This is a genomic window from Spirosoma soli, assembly GCF_042684525.1.
Taxonomy (GTDB): Bacteria; Bacteroidota; Bacteroidia; order Cytophagales; family Spirosomataceae; genus Spirosoma; species Spirosoma soli.
The window spans coordinates 123,464-142,067 of record NZ_JBHULN010000013.1 but is presented as its reverse complement, the minus strand read 5'-3'; the positions used below and the strand labels follow the sequence as shown (position 1 = coordinate 142,067).

The window sequence follows — 18,604 nt, the reverse complement described above, 5'->3', positions numbered from 1 at the left end:
TAGCGATGATCTGGATCACAATCAGGTCGTCGCTATTTTTATTGGTACGGTATAGGTAGCCTCTACACAATCCACTCCCTGGGCAATCCTAACTGCCGGGCGTAATGGGCCGGGGCAGCATAGTTTACCCAACTCAGTAGCTTATTGATCTCGTCGGCAAATTCAATATGATAATCGGGGTCGAGCTTAGCCGCTTTCTTCAGCACCTGTTCCGTACGCTTGGCAATGTATTGAGCGGCTTTGTCCGTTCGGCTGTTGTATTTTTGAAGTAAGTGGGCGTTATGGTCGTAAAACGTGTTGAGCATAAACAACATCAGCTCCACTTCACCATAAGCGTCTCTTGTTACCTTAACATGACGATTGATGTAGCCACTAACGGTCCGCATATCCATCATGACCCAACCGGCAGAATCCTGGCCGAGGTTGGCTGTTCGGCTAATGAATTGTTGAATAAGCTCCCGCCGTTCGTTGATGGTTGCTTTCTGTTCGACCAGCTCAAACTGAAGTCGCTCGGTCAGAATGGCGTCTTTCGCAACCAGCCGCAGCAGTAACTTATCTTTTTCGGTGCCCGCTAGTCGGACAATGGCTCTCTTGAGATCGGGATCGAGGGCAGGCATTGGGGAAATGAATGATGAATTATAAATTATGAATGTAAAAATACTTTTCTACTACTCATCATTCATCTACACGCCCACCATATCGCCTTCGTCGGCGCGAATTTTGTCTTCGATGTACGCAATGATCTCAATCGCTACGTCTACGCCGGTTGCATTTTCGATGCCTTCCAGCCCCGGCGACGAGTTGACTTCCAGCACCAGCGGTCCGCGATCGGAGGGAAGCATATCTACACCTGCCACTTTGAGGCCCAGGGCCCGAGCGGCTTCAATCGCTGTTTCCTCTTCCTCGGGGGTTAGCTGTACGGCAACGGCATTACCACCCCGGTGAATGTTGGAGCGAAATTCACCTTCAAGCCCTTGACGTTTCATAGCCCCAACGACCTTACCGCCCACCACAAACGCCCGTAAATCAGATCCTTTGGCTTCGGCTACGAATTCCTGCACCAGTACGTGCTTTTTCAACCCGTAGAAAGCCTCGATGGTTGATTTAGCTGCTTTGGTCGTTTCAGCCAGCACGACGCCAATACCTTGCGTTCCTTCCAGAAGTTTGATAACTACCGGTGGCCCACCAACGAGCTTAATAAGCTCAGTTACGTTACCATTCTTAGGATGGTTCGCGAACACCGTTTTAGGCAGGCCAACGCCAGCTTTAGATAACACCTGAAGGCTCCGGAGTTTGTTGCGCGAACGCGTAATAGCCTGCGATTTAGCAGTGGTAAAGACTTTCATCATCTCGAACTGCCGGACGATGGCACAGCCGTAGTCGGTGACCGACGCACCAATGCGTGGCACAATGGCATCAATGGGGTCGAGTTCGCGTCCTTCATAAAGAATCGATGGACGGCCGCCTTCAATCATGACCTGGCAGTTAAGGTGGTTGACCACAACGCCCTCATGGCCGCGCAATTTGGCGGCTTCAAGGAGTCGTTGCGTCGAATATAGATTCGGATTGGCCGATAAAATGGCAATACGCATTAGTTCTGTGCGAAGAAAGTAGATAATTGTCGTCAGTAAGCAGAATACAATTATTGGACTACGTAATCACTGATTCGGATCGTGAGCGTTGTGCTTGACGGACGAGTTTGGCGTTGTAGGACAAATCTTTTTGTGCAACGTCTACGACGAAGCGGTTACGAAGCAGTTTGCGGCCTAAGAGTACTGGGTTTTTGAGCCGCTCGCGGTCGGCAAGGGTAAATTCGGCCCGAATAGTACGGTTGAATAAGACGATACGGGTTTTAATAACGTACCGCTTCTCAGCGACACCAAACGAGTTACGGATCATCCGCTGGCTGAACTCGTCGCTATAAAACTGTCGGGCAGGCTGTCCGGTTTTGTCAATTAACCAAAAACTTAATTGAGGGCGTCCATTTGCCTTTTTTAGCGCTATATTTTTACAATGCAGGGCGGACGTGTAAGCCCCGGTATCAATCTTGGCATGAACATCGAAAAGCTCAAGATCCGGAAAATCGACAATATCAGTCATGCCGATTACCTGTTTCTGTTTAGACGTTCGTGTATTCTTAGGGCGGGGTTTCATAACGACGCGATCAGCAGTTAGCGACAAGCAACTGGGTTGATAAATTGTTACTTATCACTAGCTAGCAGCATTTATGTTCGGATTAACCGGCTAAAAGTGAGCGACATATCCAGCAGCACGATCTTCGCCCGGGCGTTTCGTTCTAAATGATAAGCAGCTTCGTTGAGGTCGGCTACGATGCGTTCAATATGGTGAATGGTGAGTACCTTAGCAAAGTTTTTAACAAAAGCCATTTCATCGTTGGGCAGACGTAGCAGCGCCCCAGCCCCTTGTTGCCACAAAAACAAGTCGCGGTAGAGCCGAATACTGTACTCAAGCAGCCCTTTCTGCTTTTCCTTACTGAAACCATCAAATTGGTCGGCCTGTTTAACCAGCGCAATTAAATCCTGGCGGTAGCAGGTGCGCATCCACTCGGCAAACCAAGTGTGCTGATCAGAGCCCGATGCGCCTTCGGTTTCCTGACGACTTAGCCGAAGGGCTTCCGACAAATCGCCATCGGCGAGGTAAGCGATGCGCCGTGCGGTGGTTTCGTCAAAGTTAAGCTGCTGGCGCAAATGCGTCGCTACTTCTTCATCCGTAAACGACCGCACTGCCACGCGCTGTGTCCGCGATAAAATCGTGATCAGCAGCTTATCAGACTGATTCGTAACCAGCAAAAACAGGGTCTGCGCTGGCGGCTCTTCCAATACTTTCAAGAGCGCATTGGCCGAGGTCACGTTCATCAGTTCGGGCAGCCAGATCAGCATAATCTTGTAGGCACCTTCGTACGATTTGAGCGACAGCTTTTGCAGGATGTTCCGAGCTTCTTCGGCCGAAATGTTTCCCTGCTTGTTATCCGCACCAACCGTTTCCAGCCATTCGGGCAGCGTTCGGTAGGGCTGATCGAGCAGAAACTTACGCCAGTCGACCAAGTACGCTTCCGACGTTTTGCCTTTGGCTATGTTGGCCACCGGAAAAACCATGTGCAAGTCGGGATGGACAAGCTTCTGCATTTTTACGCACGACGCGCACCGCCCACAGGAGTCCGTCTCGTGCTTGTCTTCGCAGTTGACGTATTGGGCCAACGACAACGCCAGGGCCAGGTTTGCACTGCCCGTCGGACCGTCGAACAGCAGGGCGTGCGCCAGGTGGTTCGTCTGTACGGCTCGCAGCAAAAGCTGCTTGGTATCGTCGTGACCAATGATTTCGGAGAATTGCACGGCTGAGTAGCGAATAATGAATTATAAATGATAAGTGATGAATGGCCAAGTTCAACTCATCTATCATTCATCATTGAATAAACGGTTCTTAATATTCCTTCTTCTACCTCGTCAAATGGTTTATCGCGTCGGCTGAAAGCTTCACGGGCTACTTGCAGGGCCTTTTCAATTCGGTACGTTGTGAAACTGCTGTCGGCACCTCCCCACGAAAACGACGGAATGTGTTTAGGCTGGAAACCACTTCCGAATACATTGACACTGACGCCCACAACGGTACCGGTATTGAACATGGTGCTGATGCCCGCTTTGGTGAAATCGCCCATCATCAGGCCGCAGAAGATCCGTCCGGTATCTTCGAGCTGGTTGGTGGCGTAGGAGTGTAGCTTTACGTTGGTGTAGTCGTTCTTTAAGTTCGAATTGTTGACGTTGGCACCCAGATTGCACCACTCACCAATGACTGAGTTACCCAAAAAACCGTCGTGCGCTTTGTTGCTATAGCCTAAAAAAATAGAGTTGCCAACTTCTCCGCCTACTTTGCAGAACGGCCCAATGGTGGTGTTGCTCCGCATTTTGCCGCCCCAGTTAACCGTCGAACCTTCGCAAAGGGCGAATGGGCCAATCATGACTGTGCCTTCGCTGATGGTTGCGTTCTGGCCGATGTAGATCGGGCCACCTTCGGCATTTAGCACCGCTGCCCGAATCGTAGCACCGGGCTCTACAAAAATGTTTTCGGGCGCATAACAGCGGGTATGTGGATCGGTTATGGGGGCCGACGTTCGACCGGCCGTTAATCGGGCAAAGTCAGCGCGAATTTGATCACCGTTGTTCACGAAAATGTCCCACAGGTTGCGCACTATTGTCAGGGCTTCGGCGAAAACCGTAGAATGCTGGGGAAGGTCAGCTAACTGACTCGCCTGAGTTGCACTCTGGTTAGTGCGTAGCGCCAGCAAAGAGCCAGTGGGCGTAATCAGGCTGTTGCCAACAGTTAAGCCGCTCACTTGCTCAATAAAAGCAGGCGTTGGGCATATGGCTCCATTCACGTACAAATTGTCGTGGCCGGGCTGCTGTGAAAACTTAGCCTGCAAATAAGACTCGGTCAGAAATGAGGGCGTTTGCTTGAGCGAATCAGCCCATTTATCGGCCAGCGTCTGAATGCCGATGCGGATGCCAGCCACGGGTCTCGTAAAAGTGAACGGCAACAGCGCCGTCCGGATGGCCGGATCGTCGAATAAAATCAAGTTGGACATTACGTACTAAAATCAGTCGGCAAATATCTGACCTTAATTTGGAAAATGGGAATGAATGAAGGATGGCCTTTTTGTTAATTTCTTTGGAAGAACAAACTGGCTGAAGCTGTACTTTTGCCCAAACCATGAGGAGTGATTTAACAACAGCTCGTATTGTTGAACATATTGCCGAACTACAGGATAAGTCTGGCTTGTTTCCTTCTGTTCGGAGTAACCCAACCGTTTTTTATCGTCGGCTGGATACCAATGTGTTTTTCACGGCCATTACCGTGTTTACGCTTCAGCAACTTCGGGCCTCAGTTTCGGTAGAATCGCAGCAATTGATTGATCAGATCAGCCTCAGGGCAATAGAGGCATATACTTTGTTTCGGAATAAGGATGGCTTGAAGACGTATAATTTCTGGCCGACGCGCCCCTCGCAGCATTTCTCTAATGGCTACATTTTTCGGCACTTCGATCATTTTCGCATTCCCGACGATATCGACGACACGGCAATGGTGTATCTGACGACCGATCCTTCGGTCGATGACCTGCGTTGGTTGAAAGTTAAGCTCAGCCAGCACGCTAATACCGTCCAGCGAACCATTCAGAACACGTATCCGGACTACAAGGGTTTGCAAGCGTACTCCACCTGGTTTGGGAAAAACATGGGTATTGATTTTGATGCCTGTGCGCTCAGTAACATGCTGTATTGCATGTATCAGTATGATCTGCCTCGCAATCAGCACGACATCGATTCACTTACCTACATCCGTTCCATAGTTGAAACCGGCCGATACGTAACCGATCCGTTTCAATGTGCTCCGCACTACGCCCGAACGTCGCTGATCATTTACCATGTGTCGCGGTTAGTGGCCGCGTTTAGTATTCCCGAATTAACGTCGATTCGTACGCGTTTAATTACCGATGCGCAACACGAGCTGACTAAGTCGACAAATCGGGTTGAACAGATCGTGCTGGCGATTGCTTTGCTACGGCTGGGCGAAGTACCACCTACCATTGATGTAAACCTGATTGAGCGAGATTTTGACAGTTTTCACTTCTTCATTGCTGGACTCCTAACGGCGTACGAACAGCCTTGGTTGCGCCAGTTTGCCAGCCGTTCACTCATGCAGATGCGCTGGCAATGCGAAGCGCATAACTGGGCGCTGGTGGCTGAGTATCTAGTATTAATGAAAGCCCCGCCTTATCCGATTTCTGTTTAACGTAGTCTCCAGACTACGTTAAGGTGTTATCCGGTCTTTAACCGGTCTGATTGTAAACTTAATATTTCGGTCAGAGACCGTGTAACGCCGGAGCGTAGTCTGGAGACTATGCTCAACAGGGTAGCGACAACCTCATTTGTTGATTACCAACGTCACTTGCTAGTGGGTGGTTTGTACTCAAACCCAAACCGGCGGGCGTAATCCTCAATGGGCTCTAGTCCCACTTCAGCCCGTCGCTTATTTACATTGATTTCATCTTCGATAGGGTGGAATCCATCAGGCTTACCGTCAGAATGTGTATGTATTTGTGAGCCGTATAATTGCTTTAGACCATTTCGAAGTCTAATTCTGTCAACCAACAAGGCTATATTGCCTTTACTTAAATCGCCTTTGTCAGCAGCTTTTTGCATGAGAGGAAGATATTTTTCCTGAATCGGTAAAGGCGCGTGCTGAATAACAAGCCATGCGGTAACGGATAGCTGGTCGCCGACTAACTGTTTCCCGGGGTAACCATATTGTTGAATAATTTGCTCAATCTTAAGTAGATTGACGGAATCAGCTTGCCGCATCTCTTCCAAAAGCAATGCCACTCGTGGCGATTTGAAGCCCTCTAGTTTACCAACCGTATCCATCTTGAGTCTTGGCCTTTGATCTGTTTCGTAGATTGTTTCAAGCTCTCGTTCAAGAGTTGGATTCCGGCCAGCCGCTATTTTTTGTTTATCAATATCTTTTTGAAAATCTACTGCTAGTAAGCTAACTCGTAAAGGGTCAAATTCGGGATACCCTTTTCTATTTTTCCACATGTCTTCACAGCTCCACCAATCCAATGAAATTGCTTTTTCCAGATAAGCGCGAGCTTGTTGACTTTGTCCGCACTGATAGGCGCAAACAGCTGCCCTTAATGTGCTTAATGCGCTTTTCTGCGAAATGCTGAATGCTTTCTTGTAGACGTCAAGACAAGGTTGGCAGTTACCTTTTTTAAGGTTATCGAGCGCCAGTTCTACAGCATGGACATAAGCCGTATCCTGCACAGCATAGGTTGTTTGCCCAAAGCAAGGCTGGATGATTAAGCTAATAGCTACAACCGCGAGCAGATTTCTCATCAGGCTAAATCAGTGTTGATCACTGTAAATATCCCTGTATCAACCTGTTCCGGCAAGTTAATAATTGTTAACTACGTGCAGTTCTGAGTTGTAACCTCCAGGCTTACAACAGCCAATTCCATTAATACGTCTTGGTCATGTCCGCCGGAATGGCGAGCACAAAGTCAGCCAGGCTCTTGTTTTCGGCTTCGGGCTTATCAGGATTGGCTAGTTCGACCGAAGAGAGTGTAACGATCTTCAAGTCCGGGCGTTGCTTGCGTAGATACCACACAATACCCTCGAAATTTTTGGAGTGATAATCGCCATTAAAATGCAGCATCGTCTGGCCGGCCTTCAGGTTTTGCAAAATGAAGTAAGCCATGGTGGCGTCTTTGATGGCCTGAGCACGGGCAAAGTTAGCAGCCGCATCGGAGCTACCCGCGTGCGGATTGCCCGATGAGGTATTGCCGCCGTGGCCGCTATCACCACCCATCATGTCTAGCATAGCTTTGTACCCAGGTAAGGTTAAATCAACCGTTAAGGGTAAGGGAGCGATCTGCCGTTTTGTCTCTGCCGATAGCGTATCAAGGGCGGTCAGGCCCTTACGCGCCACCAGGCTAGCGTATCGACGGGGTACGTTGGTCGCCACAAACGGAATTTTCTGTTCACGGGCGAAGTCGGCAATCGGTTTGTAGTCAGTGTCAAAGTTGGGCCAGAGCCGGGCTTGAGTGGACAATTCTTTGCCCGTTGTACGCCCTTCTACGTAATCAGTAAGAGCAGTTTGATTGTCGGTCTCAAACATTTCAGCCCCCAGCACCAGATTTCCTTTTTTCTGCGTTTGCAAATCCTTAGCGAGTTGTAATTCGAGCCAGTGGCAAATTGGGTTATTATGGAGTTCCCCAAACAGCACTACGTCAGCGTCGGCGGCCTGGTGGAGCAGTTTAGTATAGGTTGTTGCTTTTAGCTTCGGGTCATACAGCCGATAGGCAGGCTTATCGGGACCATCCAGCCCGGAACTGTCTAGTCGGGAACGAAAGGCGAAGGCCAACAGGCAAAGCAAAAGTAAGATCAGACGCATCAGGAAAAACGTTAAAAGTGTTACGTTATGTCGATAACGGCCATGACCACGAACCGGTCGGAACGGCATTCGCTACAACTCGCTAACAATGTTTACTTTCGTAACCAATCCCGTTTGCAATTAGTTACCTGTTTGTATTCCAGAACCTTCCTGCTATTATGACCTTGTTAGAAACGCTACGCCAATTTCCGGCTTTTGAAGGTGTGCCTGACGACCAACTGAACTGGTTGATTGAGCGCGCGCAAGAGGAAAGTTACCCTCAGGAACACATCATCTACAAACCTAATACGCCCGTCGATTACCTCATATTGTTGCTGGAAGGACGGATTCGCATTGATAATGGATCGACCGTAGGGGATGAGATTGTGATCTACGATGATCATGCGTTGCTGGGTGTGCTACCCTTTTCACGGATGAAAAGCATCCCAAACCGAATGGTTGCCGATAAACCAACGCGCGTGCTTCGACTCCATCGGGACCATCTGCCCGAACTAACAAAGAACTGTTATGAACTAACGGCCGCTCTGGTGCATCAAATGACGACCCGCGTTCGGGACTTCACCCGCCACACGCAACAGGAAGAAAAAATGGCATCGCTTGGGCGGCTTTCGGCAGGACTGGCGCATGAACTGAACAATCCGGTAGCCGCCGTGATACGCTCGGCCGATACGCTCCGGGAACACATGCGGGCTACGCCGGAAGCCTTTAAAACGATCATGCATCTTAGCCTGAACGATGAACAGGTCGATGCTGTCAATGAAGCGTTCTTTAAAAAAGTCGATCAAAAATCGCCAACCATGACGCTGTTGGAACGAAGCAGTATGGAAGATGAACTAACCGACTGGCTCGACGATCATGGCGTAGACGATCTTGTCGACCTGGCAGGACCTCTCGTCGAATATGGCTTCACGGTTGATGATCTGGACTGGATACTGGAAAAAATCGGCGATGAGAACCTGGTCGGTGTCGTCAACTGGCTGGTTAATAATCTGGTAACTGAAAACCTGGTCAGAGATATCAGTGAAGCGTCGAAACGTATCTCAACGCTGGTGGGCGCTATCAAGAACTACACGCACATGGACCGGGGCGCGGGCAAAGAATGGGTTCATCTGCCCGAAGGTATACGTAATACCTTAATGCTTTTCGACCATAAGCTTAAAAATAAACACATCACCGTTCGGACGGAGTTACCTGATGACCTACCCGCCGTGTGTGGTTGGGCAGGTGAGCTAAACCAGGTCTGGACGAATTTGATTGATAACGCGATTGACGCCCTGCCCGACGGTGGACAACTTGATATTACGAGCCAGCTGGATCGTAACTTTGTGTTGACCAAAGTAATCGACAATGGTTTCGGAATTCCCGACGATGTTCAGGATAAAATATTTGAACCGTTCTTTACGACCAAAGAGATAGGAAAAGGCACGGGCCTAGGTCTGGACATTGTGCAGGGTATTATCAAACATCATAACGGGTCTATTAAAGTCAATTCAAAACCCGGTCGAACTGAATTCAGCATCTGCTTACCGATACAATGAGCGAAAGAGTGAATGAGCGAATAGCTGACGGTCATACTGTTATTCGCCTTTCTTCACTCTTTCGCCTTTTTGCTCTTTAATCCATGAAACTACCCATCATCTTTTCCATTGACGACGACCCGCAGGTGCTCCAGGCCATTCAGCATGACCTGCGGCAGCAATACCGTAAGAAGTACCGCATTTTGGCCACCACATCAGCCCGCGAGGCCTTAGAGTCGCTGACTGAGCTGAAGAAAAAAGGGGAGGAGGTCGCTATATTCTTGTCGGATCAGCGCATGCCCGATATGACCGGTGTCGAGTTCCTGATTCAGGCCCGCAAGGTGTTTCCGAATGCGAAACGAGCGTTACTGACGGCTTATTCAGACATCGACGCGGCCGTGCGGGCCATCAATGATGTGCAGTTAGACTATTACATTGCCAAGCCCTGGGACCCTCCCGAAGAAAAGCTTTACCCTGTGTTAGACGATCTGCTGAGCGATTGGTTATCCGATTACCGACCGACTTTCCAGGGATTGAAACTGGTTGGCTATCAGTTTTCGCCCCGGTCGCACGAGTTAAAGGATTTTCTGGCGGGTAATCTGTTTCCATATCAGTGGATAGACGTAGAAAACGATCCTAAAGCGCAGCCACTGCTCGATCTGTACAGCATTGATCACAAAGATTTACCTGCGGTTGTGCTTGAAGACGGTACTGTTCTAGTTCAGCCTACCCTGAGCGACTTAGGTGGGAAATTAGGTTTAAAACCAAAAGCCTCGGAAGGTTTATACGACCTGGCCATTATTGGCGCTGGTCCTGCCGGGCTGGCGGCAGCGGTCTATGGCGGCTCCGAAGGGTTAAGAACAATTTTGATTGATAAACGAGCGCCCGGTGGACAAGCGGGCACTAGCTCGCGCATTGAAAACTACCTGGGCTTTCCGAACGGACTCAGTGGAGCTGATCTGACCCGGCGGGCCATTACGCAGGCGCAACGCTTCGGGGTAGAATTTCTGGCTCCACAGGAGGTGATCTCTATTCAATCGCAGGGGCTGTACAAGCACATCAAAATGGCTGATGGCTCAGAGGTGGTGTCGAGGGCTATTTTGCTCAGTACGGGCGTGTCGTATCACAAACTGGAGAATGAAAGCCTCGATAAGTTCACCGGAGCGGGTGTCTACTATGGGGCGGCTACAACAGAGGCATACGCGTTTAAAGGCCAGCCAGTTTACATTGTGGGTGGAGGGAATTCTGCTGGGCAAGGGGCCATGTACCTATCCCGCACGGCTTCGGAGGTGTTTATCTGCATCCGCCGACCGAGCCTGACCGAAACGATGTCGCAATACCTGATTGACCAGATTGAGGCAACGCCCAACATTACGGTGCTGCCCTGTACGGAAGTCGTGGAAGGTTTGGGGAATGAGCGTCTGGAGTGTCTCGTTCTGCAAGACTTGGATTCAAAAGAGCAGCGGACAGTGAAAGCGGGTGGTCTGTTTATTTTTATCGGTACCAAACCGTTAACCGATTGGATCGAGATGAACATCATCAAAGACCCTAAAGGCTTTATTGCTACCGGACGTGATTTAACTCGGTTTGCTAATTTTAAAGAAGTCTGGAAACATGATCGTGAACCGTACCTGCTCGAAACCTGTAGCGCCGGCATTTTTGCGGCTGGCGACGTACGGGCCGGTGCCATGAACCGCGTAGCCTCAGCCGTCGGCGAAGGAGCTATGGCCGTCAGCTTCGTTCACAAATATTTAGCGGAAAACTAGTAACGCGGGCGGAAGCCCGCGGTATGTTAAGTCGCGGGCTTCCGCCCGCGTTACTACCATGCTCAACCAAAAAATTTGTTCCCATCTGGCTGCTTTAACAGATATACGTTCTGCTGACGAGTACGTCTGCGAAGAATGCATTAAAACCGGCGATTCGTGGGTGCACCTGCGTACTTGCCAAACCTGCGGCACCACGCTTTGCTGTGACTCATCTCCTAATAAACACGCAACCAAACACTTCCGGGCAAGCAATCATCCGGTGGTGGCCTCGGCCGAACCCGGTGAACGGTGGGTGTGGTGTTATGCAGATGAACAAATGGCCCAATATTGAACAAGGCCCTTCATTTGAAGTTATTTATTTGCTGTTGGTACACCAATTAGATGCTGACAACAAATACGTCCATTCTAGCTACTCATGATTGCCGAGCAAACGCTTACTGATCAATACCTACGCGTCCGGGCGCACTCCGAAGTAATTTGCCGGGGGCTGGAAACGGAGGATTACGTTGTTCAGCCTATTGCAGACGTTAGTCCGCCGAAATGGCACCTTGGGCATACGACCTGGTTCTGGGAAACGTTTCTGCTAGCACCGAATGTCCCTGATTACTGTATATTCCACGAGGATTTTAGCTTCGTTTTTAACAGTTATTACGAAACCGTTGGCCGGCGTGTGTTACGTACCGACCGGGGAAACCTGAGCCGTCCGACCGTTGCGGGAGTATACGAGTACCGTGCTTACGTTGATGAGCAGATGAGCCGGTTTCTGGATACGGCTCCTATCTCCGCAGATTTGTTAGCGCTTATCCAACTTGGGTTGAATCACGAGCAGCAGCACCAGGAACTGCTCATCACCGACATCAAGTATATTCTGGGGCATAATCCGCTGTTTCCCGCTGTCGACATGCCCGTTGTTGAGCATCAGGCTGAATCATCGAACTCTCCTGTAGAAATTAGCGAGGGAATTTATACCATCGGCTACCAGGGCGATCCGGCGGGTTTTTGTTTTGATAATGAGTTGGCTCCTCATAAGGTATATTTGAATAACACTGTTCTGTCGGGCAATCTGGTTACGAATGGTGAGTATATAGATTTTATTAAAGCGGGCGGCTACCAAAACTTCCGCTTCTGGCTGTCAGATGGCTGGGCCTGGGTGAAAGCCAATGGCATTCAGGCGCCGTTATATTGGTACTCCATCGAAGGGGTTTGGCACAACTATACCTTTGACGGTTTAACGCCGGTCGATCCCGATGGGTTGGTCTGCCATGTTAGTCAATACGAAGCGGATGCGTATGCCCGTTGGAAAAACCAGCGTCTCCCCACCGAATTTGAGTGGGAAGCCGCAGCCGATCAATTAAACTGGGGCTCGCGTTGGGAATGGACTAACTCCGCCTATCTGCCTTATCCGGGCTTCTCAACAGCGGAAGGAGCCGTGGGCGAATACAATGGTAAATTCATGAGTGGGCAGATTGTGTTGCGTGGCGGCTCGGTCGCTACGCCCGATGGGCACTCGCGCCCAACCTACCGCAATTTTTTTCAACCTGACAAACGATGGCAGTACACAGGAATACGTTTGGTGAAGGGCTAACGGCAGAGGGCGAAGGGCAAACCGTTTCAGATACTGTCGAGGCTATCGATGCTTTACCCCCGGCCCCAACCCCTTCGCCCCTGGTGGAAGAAGTGCGGACGGGTTTGCAAAAAATGCCCAAGCGCCTGTCGTCGCAGTTTTTTTATGACGCCGAGGGAAGCCGCATTTTTCAGGAAATCATGCATGCTCCCGAGTATTACCTGACTCGGTCGGAGTATGAGATTTTGGATACGTATAAGGCTGATTTGCTGAGCCTTTTTTCGCCGGACTCTGACCCGTTTGAATTGGTGGAACTGGGCGCGGGCGATGGCCTGAAAACAAAAGTACTCCTGTCATATTTCAATGAACGAAAAGTTGACTTTACGTATGCGCCGGTAGATATTTCGGCCGATGCCCTCGATGGCTTGGTTGATGATGTACATCAGCAATGGCCGGGGCTAAAGCTTACTCCTCAACACAACGATTATTTCGATGCGCTCGAACAGCTCTCTAGAGCATCGGATGTTCGGCGTGTTGTTTTATTCCTGGGGTCTAACATTGGCAACTTTACGCCTAATGAAGCGGTCGATTTTTACCAGCAGCTTCACGACCGGCTCCAGCCCGGGGATCTGGTTTTGACCGGTTTTGATTTGCAGAAACATCCGGCTATTATTCATGCGGCCTATAACGACCGACAAGGGCTGACCAAAGCCTTTAACCTGAACCTGCTGCGACGAATCAACTCGGAGTTGGACGCTAATTTTGATTTAGCTGCTTTTGATCATTACGAAGTTTACAATCCCGAAACCGGTGAAGCCCGCAGTTATTTGGTTAGTCAGAAAGCGCAGACTGTGCAGATCGCTGCTTTGAATATGACCGTTCCGTTTGAGTACGGTGAGATAATTCACACTGAAATCTCCCGGAAGTTTACTCAAGCTCAGATCAACCAATTAGCGTATGCCACCGGGTTCACGGTCGTAGGGTCGTTTACCGATAGTAAAGGCTATTTCGCCGACGTCGTGTTCGCTAAACGCTAGGTTCGCTGCTGGGTTCTTAAACCCTGGATCACTATAAAACCCCTTTATTAGCCGCTTATACTTCGTTTAACTCCATTTATCCGGTTCGTTAGTGGATTCGGCACCTTCTATAAAATATTTTCATTCTGATTGCGACTACCTTACTGAAAGTTATTGGTAAGCTACCAATCAGCACGTGAATACAACCGCAATAAATGGCCCGGCAACTACTAACGCAACTGAACGCGACGCGTCTCAGCAGGTTGGTGAAACCGTCCGTAAGGAACGGAGTCGGCTGCTGGCGTTTATTCGTCGACGGTTGCCTGACCCCGACGAAGCCGAGGATATTTTGCAGGACGTATTCATGGAGTTAACCGAAGCGTATCAATTAGCGAAGCCTATCGAGCGCGTTGCGTCCTGGCTATTTGCCGTGGCTCGTAATAAAATCAGCGACTGGTACCGTAAAGCACGGCCGAACGGCGAACGTACGGTATCGCTGGATACGTCAGACTATAGGGACGATGGCGAAACGCCGGTTCTGGGTGAATGGTTGTCGGTGGCAGATGGTTCGGGACCTGAAAGCGAATTTTTCCGTGAGACGCTTATGGATGCCTTAACGGATGCGCTGGCCGAACTGCCTGCCGAACAGCGCGACGTATTCGTGCAGCATGAGTTGGAAGGCCGAAGTTTTAAGGACATGGCGGCTGAGTGGGACGTATCGGTTAATACGTTACTATCTCGCAAACGGTACGCTGTGCTGCATCTCCGCGAGCGATTACGGGACTTATATGATGATTTTTTTAATGAATGATCCTCCGAAACAACATCCTGCTGTTTCGGACATAAACACTAGAAGTCATGATGATCTTAAAAGGAATTGGGGTTGTCCTACTCGGTATCGGCGTATTTTTGTTGGCGACTTACGTTGTCATGCGGCTCTGGAACTGGCTTGTTCCTTCGTTGTTTAATGGGCCGCGTCTCCGGTTCGTTCAAGCATTAGGATTGTTTTTTCTGACCCGATTGTTGTTTGGTTTTGGTGGACCGTGGCGGGGTGGTTTCGGACACGGTAATTATTCCGGCCGACATAATCACTGGCACGAACACCGTCAACCCGATCGGAAACCTGAAAAAAATAACACGAGTCAGGAGCACGCGACAAGCTTTAAACTAAAAACAGTAAACGAATGAGACGTTTCTGGATTCGCCGGGGTTTACGTTTCCTTGCCTTCGCAATACTCTTCGTGGGGTTGATTGGGTATGTCGTTATGACGCTCTGGAATGCGCTGCTGCCCGCTATCGTAGGCGTATCGACTATTACGTTTTGGCAGGCGATAGGGCTGTTGGTCTTAAGCCGGATTCTGTTTGGTGGCTTCGGCTGGCGGGGTGGATACGGCTATGGCCGTCGTGGATTTGGGCCAGGCCGGGCCGAATGGAAACAGAAAATGGCCGAACGCTGGCAAAAAATGACACCCGAACAGCGCGAGCAAATGAAAGCCCAATGGCGTAACCGCTGTGGTGGCTGGGGGCGCGGGCGGTGGAACGAGCCTCAACCCAAACAATCCGATCAGCAAGGACCAACGACAACAGCGGTTTAGCTTGTATCCTGGCCAGGCTTGCGCTCAAGCGGCCAGGCTACGGCTTGCGCATATTTATTTTTTCCACGCCAACTGATTGATGTTGTTCCCAATTTTTCGGCCTTCGCTCAGGCCCGTTTCGTTGTCCTGCTGCGTATGAATGCCGCCCAGGATGCGCGACCAGCCCAATTCTTCGGCGGCTTCCCAGAACGAATTGAACGAACGGGCTTTGAACTCCACATTGCGAATGGCGTCTTTCGGGCGACCCACGTGCGAATCGTCCGTGAAGTGCACATTTGGTCCGAACAGATCCGTCAACACGGCGGCCGTGGCGGCTCCCTGCGTTGAATGCCCCGAAGAAAAACCTGGAAAGGGTGGCTCTGGCCAGAAAGGAAACCAGGTTCTGTCAATATTCGCCCGGATAAACGAAGAAGGTCGCTCGTTATGGTAGGTGTATTTCGTTTTGAAACAACAAATGAACGCGTCGGCTATAGCCATGCCGGTGCGGGCGTAGGCTTCTACCGCCTGAGCCAGGTTAGCCCTAGTCGTTTTAATCGCAATGCTGGCCAGCTTGTACGAATGCCCCGGTGGGGTAAACGTCTGGCTCGGGTCGTCGGCCCACCAAAGGGCCGCTTCTTTCTCGGCCTGCGTCAGTCGCTTATTTGTATCGTAAACAGCTTTATAGAGCTTGAAGTACTCCGAGTTAGGATCTTTTGAATACGATGCCGGTTTAGGAACGGCCATCTGGCTATTTCTTAATGCGAACGTTCGATTGTTTCCCCAGCGCGGATGCAGGGCCCGGGCAATGGCTACCTGACCGTCGGTTGGGGCAAACCACGAACCGGGTTTCGTAGGCAGCTTATAATCCAACGGAAACGGGTTCTTGTAACCCTCGTGTCCTCCATCTGTCTTCGACCATTCGTAAATAGCGGCTGCCACCGATTGGCCAAACGCTACCGACCGAATTACTACGTTACGGCTTGTCGTGTCACCATAGATAGATTGAACGGCTGTTTCCAGCGAATCGATAGCTGATTTGTTATTGGCTGCCGTATGCTCGTACAACCTCTTCAGTAGATAAGCCTGTCCGGCGTTTAAGGCCAGTGGCCAGTTGTAGGCACTGTCTGTCTTGGGAAGCGGAAGCCTGGTCAATCCGGTCAGTTGCCTAGCCAGCGACTTGTGATCTGCAATACCATGCACGGTTGTCTCGTACATGGCCAGTCCCAAATAGCCAAACTCCCGGGATGCATACGTGGGCGTATTGCCTGGTGTTCCAGCGGTGATCCGCAGGGCCATATCGCCCCAGGCAATGGCTACGTCAGCCTTGTACAAAGCTACGGGAGTTCCGGTGGGAAAAACTGGATCGGGTTCCGGCTCTTCCTTAACAAAGGGTGATGAACAACTATGCAGGGCGTAGAAGCCAAAAAGTAGCCACAGCTTTAGGAGTACTTGCCTGGATGTCATTACTTAGTTAAGTAGCTGGTTTCTCATAGAGTATGATGCGGTAAGAACGAAGTTAGAATCGTCTTTGCCTGATACTAAGAAGATTCCTTTATTCGGTTAATCGTTGGAATCTACTCTGTGAATCAGACAAAAAAATCAGCCCGGCATGCCGGGCTGATCAGGTAACAGAGTTAAAATAGCTGTAGTGTACTTATTGTTTATCCCACCATACACGGGTATCCAGGTTATCAGCGCCTTGCCGAGTAATTGCTTCCTGCCGGTTAATTGAGTTGACCGAATTCTCTGAATCCGGATAGCTCAATCGATTTATAAAGTTTCCGGTAATTTCCTTGCCAGGGTATGGATTTGGTTTCAGGGCTGGAAATTTACTACGCCGGAAGTTAGCAAATGCTTCGGGGCCGTTTAAAAACGAAGCGATCCAATACTGCGTATTAATGAGTTCGAGCGCATTAGCTGCCACATAAGGATTCTTCTGCAAATAAGCGGCAATGTTCGCATCTGACACTAGCGAGGTAGCATCGTAGTCGCCCAATTGCTTCATGTGCGCCGTAACGCCTGCATTGTAAAAGTCGGCAGGATTACCCGTCGTCCAGTTGCGCTGGGCCGCTTCAGCCAGCAATAGTTGAGTCTGAGCATACGTTACCAGGTAGCAGGGAGCATCAAACTTGCCCATCCGTGTACGGTCTAACTGCGTATAGTCGTAAAAACTAGCTAGTCCATCGGCTATGGCTTTGGGTTGAATCGTACCGTTATCGTAGCCCAGAGGCATACCAATCTGAACGGCCGGGTCGCGGTTGGCTCTGGCGGCTGTTTGCTCCGGACCACTTTTGGCCCCTACGTATCGTACTGCAATTGATGATAGCCGGGGATCAGCAGTGGATTTAAGGTAATCGACAAATGTACCGGTCAGGTAGTAGTTTGCGGCTTCCGTCGAGTTAAGCGTAGTGCCGACGGGGTTTTGGTAGTTGGCGTTGTTACGGATAACTGCGTTGTCGGCGTTAGACTGCATTAAACCACCCGCTACTGCTTTTTGAACGGTCGATTGGGCTAACGTTGGATTAACTCTCGACAGGCGCATACCAACCCGTAGCAGGAGTGAGTTACCAAACTTTTTCCACTTGGCAATATCACCCCCGTATGTAATTTCGCCAGCTTCAGTAGGTTTGGCTGCGTCTAAAGCTGCCGTTGCTTCAGTAAGCTCCTTGATGAGGTCGTTGTAAATGCTTTCCTGCGGATCGTACTTAGGGGTTACGTTACCCGCCAAATAGCCAAGGCCCGCCTGGCTGTATGGAATATCGCCGTGGGTGTCAGTAAGAACCATAAACACATATGCCTTCCAGATACGAGCCATGTTGTACAAGTTAGTCCGGCTGGCGTCGTTCTGGGTCTTGGCCACTACGTCGACCAGATACCGAATCACGTTCTGGTAATACTGCCGCCAGGTTCCGCCATTGGCGCCCGTTGGTCCTCGGTTATCGATGTTGTAATTACCCCCGGCTAATATGCCAGAATTTGGAGTAAAAATTTGCTGCACGATAGGGCCTTCAAAAATGAGCGTCGAGCCCTGGAAGGACGTGCCGACCATGGCATTGTTGAAGGTAAAAACTGGGTTCAGCGATGTGGCGGCCGTTGGGTTTGTGTTAAGCTGGTCGAACCCGTTTTCGCAACTGCTTGCGCAAACTAGTAGGGTCAGCAGGCCGAGGATATATCTTGTCTTTTTCATTGTCAATGTGGGACG

Annotated in this window: 18 protein-coding genes; 9 read left to right on the top strand and 9 right to left on the bottom strand. The window is 50.1% G+C overall.

Annotation, left to right across the window (positions count from 1 at the left end; translation table 11 throughout):
* Window positions 1-62: 62 nt before the first annotated feature.
* From ACFSUS_RS19800 to ACFSUS_RS19780, 5 genes are all read right to left on the bottom strand, one after another.
* Complete coding sequence (locus tag ACFSUS_RS19800) at window positions 63-617, bottom strand: hypothetical protein (protein WP_381525473.1); 555 nt, start codon at window positions 615-617, stop codon at window positions 63-65.
* Between the two features lie 66 nt (window positions 618-683).
* Window positions 684-1,592 carry a 30S ribosomal protein S6--L-glutamate ligase gene (gene rimK, locus ACFSUS_RS19795; RefSeq protein ID WP_381525472.1) on the bottom strand — a complete coding sequence of 303 codons (909 nt, stop codon included), beginning with the start codon at window positions 1,590-1,592 and terminating at the stop codon, window positions 684-686.
* A 58-nt stretch (window positions 1,593-1,650) separates the two neighbouring features.
* Window positions 1,651-2,154, bottom strand: coding sequence for an ATP-dependent zinc protease family protein (locus ACFSUS_RS19790; RefSeq protein WP_381525471.1), 504 nt, complete (start codon window positions 2,152-2,154; stop codon window positions 1,651-1,653).
* Window positions 2,155-2,225: 71 nt separating this feature from the next.
* Window positions 2,226-3,353, bottom strand: a complete 1,128-nt coding sequence (locus tag ACFSUS_RS19785) for a DNA polymerase III subunit (RefSeq protein WP_381525470.1) — start codon at window positions 3,351-3,353, stop codon at window positions 2,226-2,228.
* Window positions 3,354-3,409: 56 nt separating this feature from the next.
* A complete protein-coding gene (locus ACFSUS_RS19780) occupies window positions 3,410-4,600 on the bottom strand; it encodes a GlmU family protein (protein ID WP_381525469.1) in 1,191 nt (396 codons plus the stop codon).
* 125 nt (window positions 4,601-4,725) lie between these two features.
* Here ACFSUS_RS19780 and ACFSUS_RS19775 point away from each other — a divergent pair, with 125 nt between their 5' ends.
* Window positions 4,726-5,805 carry a hypothetical protein gene (locus ACFSUS_RS19775; protein ID WP_381525468.1) on the top strand — a complete coding sequence of 360 codons (1,080 nt, stop codon included), beginning with the start codon at window positions 4,726-4,728 and terminating at the stop codon, window positions 5,803-5,805.
* A 152-nt stretch (window positions 5,806-5,957) separates the two neighbouring features.
* Here the strand turns inward: ACFSUS_RS19775 and ACFSUS_RS19770 are convergent, their stop codons facing one another.
* Both ACFSUS_RS19770 and ACFSUS_RS19765 read right to left on the bottom strand, forming a co-directional pair.
* On the bottom strand, window positions 5,958-6,908 hold the full coding sequence (locus tag ACFSUS_RS19770; protein WP_381525467.1) for a DUF6624 domain-containing protein: 951 nt from the start codon (window positions 6,906-6,908) through the stop codon (window positions 5,958-5,960).
* Window positions 6,909-7,029: 121 nt separating this feature from the next.
* Window positions 7,030-7,965 (bottom strand): ChaN family lipoprotein, encoded by a 936-nt coding sequence (locus tag ACFSUS_RS19765; protein ID WP_381525466.1) that lies wholly within the window; start codon window positions 7,963-7,965, stop codon window positions 7,030-7,032.
* A 158-nt stretch (window positions 7,966-8,123) separates the two neighbouring features.
* Between ACFSUS_RS19765 and ACFSUS_RS19760 the strand changes: the two genes are divergently transcribed.
* The 8 genes from ACFSUS_RS19760 (at window position 8,124) to ACFSUS_RS19725 (ending at window position 15,423) form a co-directional block, all read left to right on the top strand.
* Complete coding sequence (locus ACFSUS_RS19760; protein WP_381525465.1) at window positions 8,124-9,503, top strand: sensor histidine kinase; 1,380 nt, start codon at window positions 8,124-8,126, stop codon at window positions 9,501-9,503.
* A gap of 83 nt (window positions 9,504-9,586) precedes the next feature.
* Window positions 9,587-11,248: an FAD-dependent oxidoreductase gene (locus ACFSUS_RS19755; protein ID WP_381525464.1), complete on the top strand. Its 1,662-nt coding sequence runs from the start codon at window positions 9,587-9,589 to the stop codon at window positions 11,246-11,248.
* Between the two features lie 58 nt (window positions 11,249-11,306).
* Window positions 11,307-11,579, top strand: coding sequence for a UBP-type zinc finger domain-containing protein (locus tag ACFSUS_RS19750; protein WP_381525463.1), 273 nt, complete (start codon window positions 11,307-11,309; stop codon window positions 11,577-11,579).
* Window positions 11,580-11,663: 84 nt separating this feature from the next.
* Window positions 11,664-12,833: an ergothioneine biosynthesis protein EgtB gene (egtB, locus tag ACFSUS_RS19745; RefSeq protein WP_381525462.1), complete on the top strand. Its 1,170-nt coding sequence runs from the start codon at window positions 11,664-11,666 to the stop codon at window positions 12,831-12,833.
* The gene (gene egtD / locus ACFSUS_RS19740; protein ID WP_381525461.1) at window positions 12,797-13,849 is read left to right on the top strand and encodes an L-histidine N(alpha)-methyltransferase; all 1,053 of its coding nucleotides are present in this window, start codon (window positions 12,797-12,799) and stop codon (window positions 13,847-13,849) included. The genes egtB and egtD overlap by 37 nt, the downstream gene beginning before the upstream one ends.
* Window positions 13,850-14,024: 175 nt before the next feature.
* Window positions 14,025-14,639: an RNA polymerase sigma factor gene (locus ACFSUS_RS19735; RefSeq protein WP_381525460.1), complete on the top strand. Its 615-nt coding sequence runs from the start codon at window positions 14,025-14,027 to the stop codon at window positions 14,637-14,639.
* Window positions 14,640-14,686: 47 nt separating this feature from the next.
* Entirely contained in the window at window positions 14,687-15,016 is a 330-nt protein-coding gene (locus ACFSUS_RS19730; protein ID WP_381525459.1) for a hypothetical protein, read from the top strand.
* Window positions 15,013-15,423 carry a hypothetical protein gene (locus ACFSUS_RS19725; protein ID WP_381525458.1) on the top strand — a complete coding sequence of 137 codons (411 nt, stop codon included), beginning with the start codon at window positions 15,013-15,015 and terminating at the stop codon, window positions 15,421-15,423. Before ACFSUS_RS19730 ends, ACFSUS_RS19725 begins: the two co-directional genes overlap by 4 nt.
* Window positions 15,424-15,477: 54 nt before the next feature.
* On the opposite strand, the gene ACFSUS_RS19720 is transcribed toward ACFSUS_RS19725, so the two are convergent.
* Both ACFSUS_RS19720 and ACFSUS_RS19715 read right to left on the bottom strand, forming a co-directional pair.
* Window positions 15,478-16,866 carry a vanadium-dependent haloperoxidase gene (locus tag ACFSUS_RS19720; protein WP_381525457.1) on the bottom strand — a complete coding sequence of 463 codons (1,389 nt, stop codon included), beginning with the start codon at window positions 16,864-16,866 and terminating at the stop codon, window positions 15,478-15,480.
* A gap of 190 nt (window positions 16,867-17,056) precedes the next feature.
* Window positions 17,057-18,589, bottom strand: coding sequence for a SusD/RagB family nutrient-binding outer membrane lipoprotein (locus tag ACFSUS_RS19715; RefSeq protein WP_381525456.1), 1,533 nt, complete (start codon window positions 18,587-18,589; stop codon window positions 17,057-17,059).
* Between the last annotated feature and the right edge of the window lie 15 nt (window positions 18,590-18,604).

Excerpts from the sequence above, each read along its gene's own strand:
- ACFSUS_RS19755 (WP_381525464.1), top strand. The coding sequence starts at position 9,587 with ATGAAACTACCCATCATCTTTTCCATTGACGACGACCCGCAGGTGCTC.
- ACFSUS_RS19715 (WP_381525456.1), bottom strand. The coding sequence starts at position 18,589 with ATGAAAAAGACAAGATATATCCTCGGCCTGCTGACCCTACTAGTTTGC.
- rimK (WP_381525472.1), bottom strand. The coding sequence starts at position 1,592 with ATGCGTATTGCCATTTTATCGGCCAATCCGAATCTATATTCGACGCAA.
- ACFSUS_RS19725 (WP_381525458.1), top strand. The coding sequence starts at position 15,013 with ATGAGACGTTTCTGGATTCGCCGGGGTTTACGTTTCCTTGCCTTCGCA.
- ACFSUS_RS19730 (WP_381525459.1), top strand. The coding sequence starts at position 14,687 with ATGATGATCTTAAAAGGAATTGGGGTTGTCCTACTCGGTATCGGCGTA.
- ACFSUS_RS19770 (WP_381525467.1), bottom strand. The coding sequence starts at position 6,908 with ATGAGAAATCTGCTCGCGGTTGTAGCTATTAGCTTAATCATCCAGCCT.
- ACFSUS_RS19760 (WP_381525465.1), top strand. The coding sequence starts at position 8,124 with ATGACCTTGTTAGAAACGCTACGCCAATTTCCGGCTTTTGAAGGTGTG.
- ACFSUS_RS19720 (WP_381525457.1), bottom strand. The coding sequence starts at position 16,866 with ATGACATCCAGGCAAGTACTCCTAAAGCTGTGGCTACTTTTTGGCTTC.
- ACFSUS_RS19800 (WP_381525473.1), bottom strand. The coding sequence starts at position 617 with ATGCCTGCCCTCGATCCCGATCTCAAGAGAGCCATTGTCCGACTAGCG.
- ACFSUS_RS19775 (WP_381525468.1), top strand. The coding sequence starts at position 4,726 with ATGAGGAGTGATTTAACAACAGCTCGTATTGTTGAACATATTGCCGAA.
- ACFSUS_RS19765 (WP_381525466.1), bottom strand. The coding sequence starts at position 7,965 with ATGCGTCTGATCTTACTTTTGCTTTGCCTGTTGGCCTTCGCCTTTCGT.
- ACFSUS_RS19780 (WP_381525469.1), bottom strand. The coding sequence starts at position 4,600 with ATGTCCAACTTGATTTTATTCGACGATCCGGCCATCCGGACGGCGCTG.
- ACFSUS_RS19790 (WP_381525471.1), bottom strand. The coding sequence starts at position 2,154 with ATGAAACCCCGCCCTAAGAATACACGAACGTCTAAACAGAAACAGGTA.
- egtB (WP_381525462.1), top strand. The coding sequence starts at position 11,664 with ATGATTGCCGAGCAAACGCTTACTGATCAATACCTACGCGTCCGGGCG.
- egtD (WP_381525461.1), top strand. The coding sequence starts at position 12,797 with ATGGCAGTACACAGGAATACGTTTGGTGAAGGGCTAACGGCAGAGGGC.
- ACFSUS_RS19750 (WP_381525463.1), top strand. The coding sequence starts at position 11,307 with ATGCTCAACCAAAAAATTTGTTCCCATCTGGCTGCTTTAACAGATATA.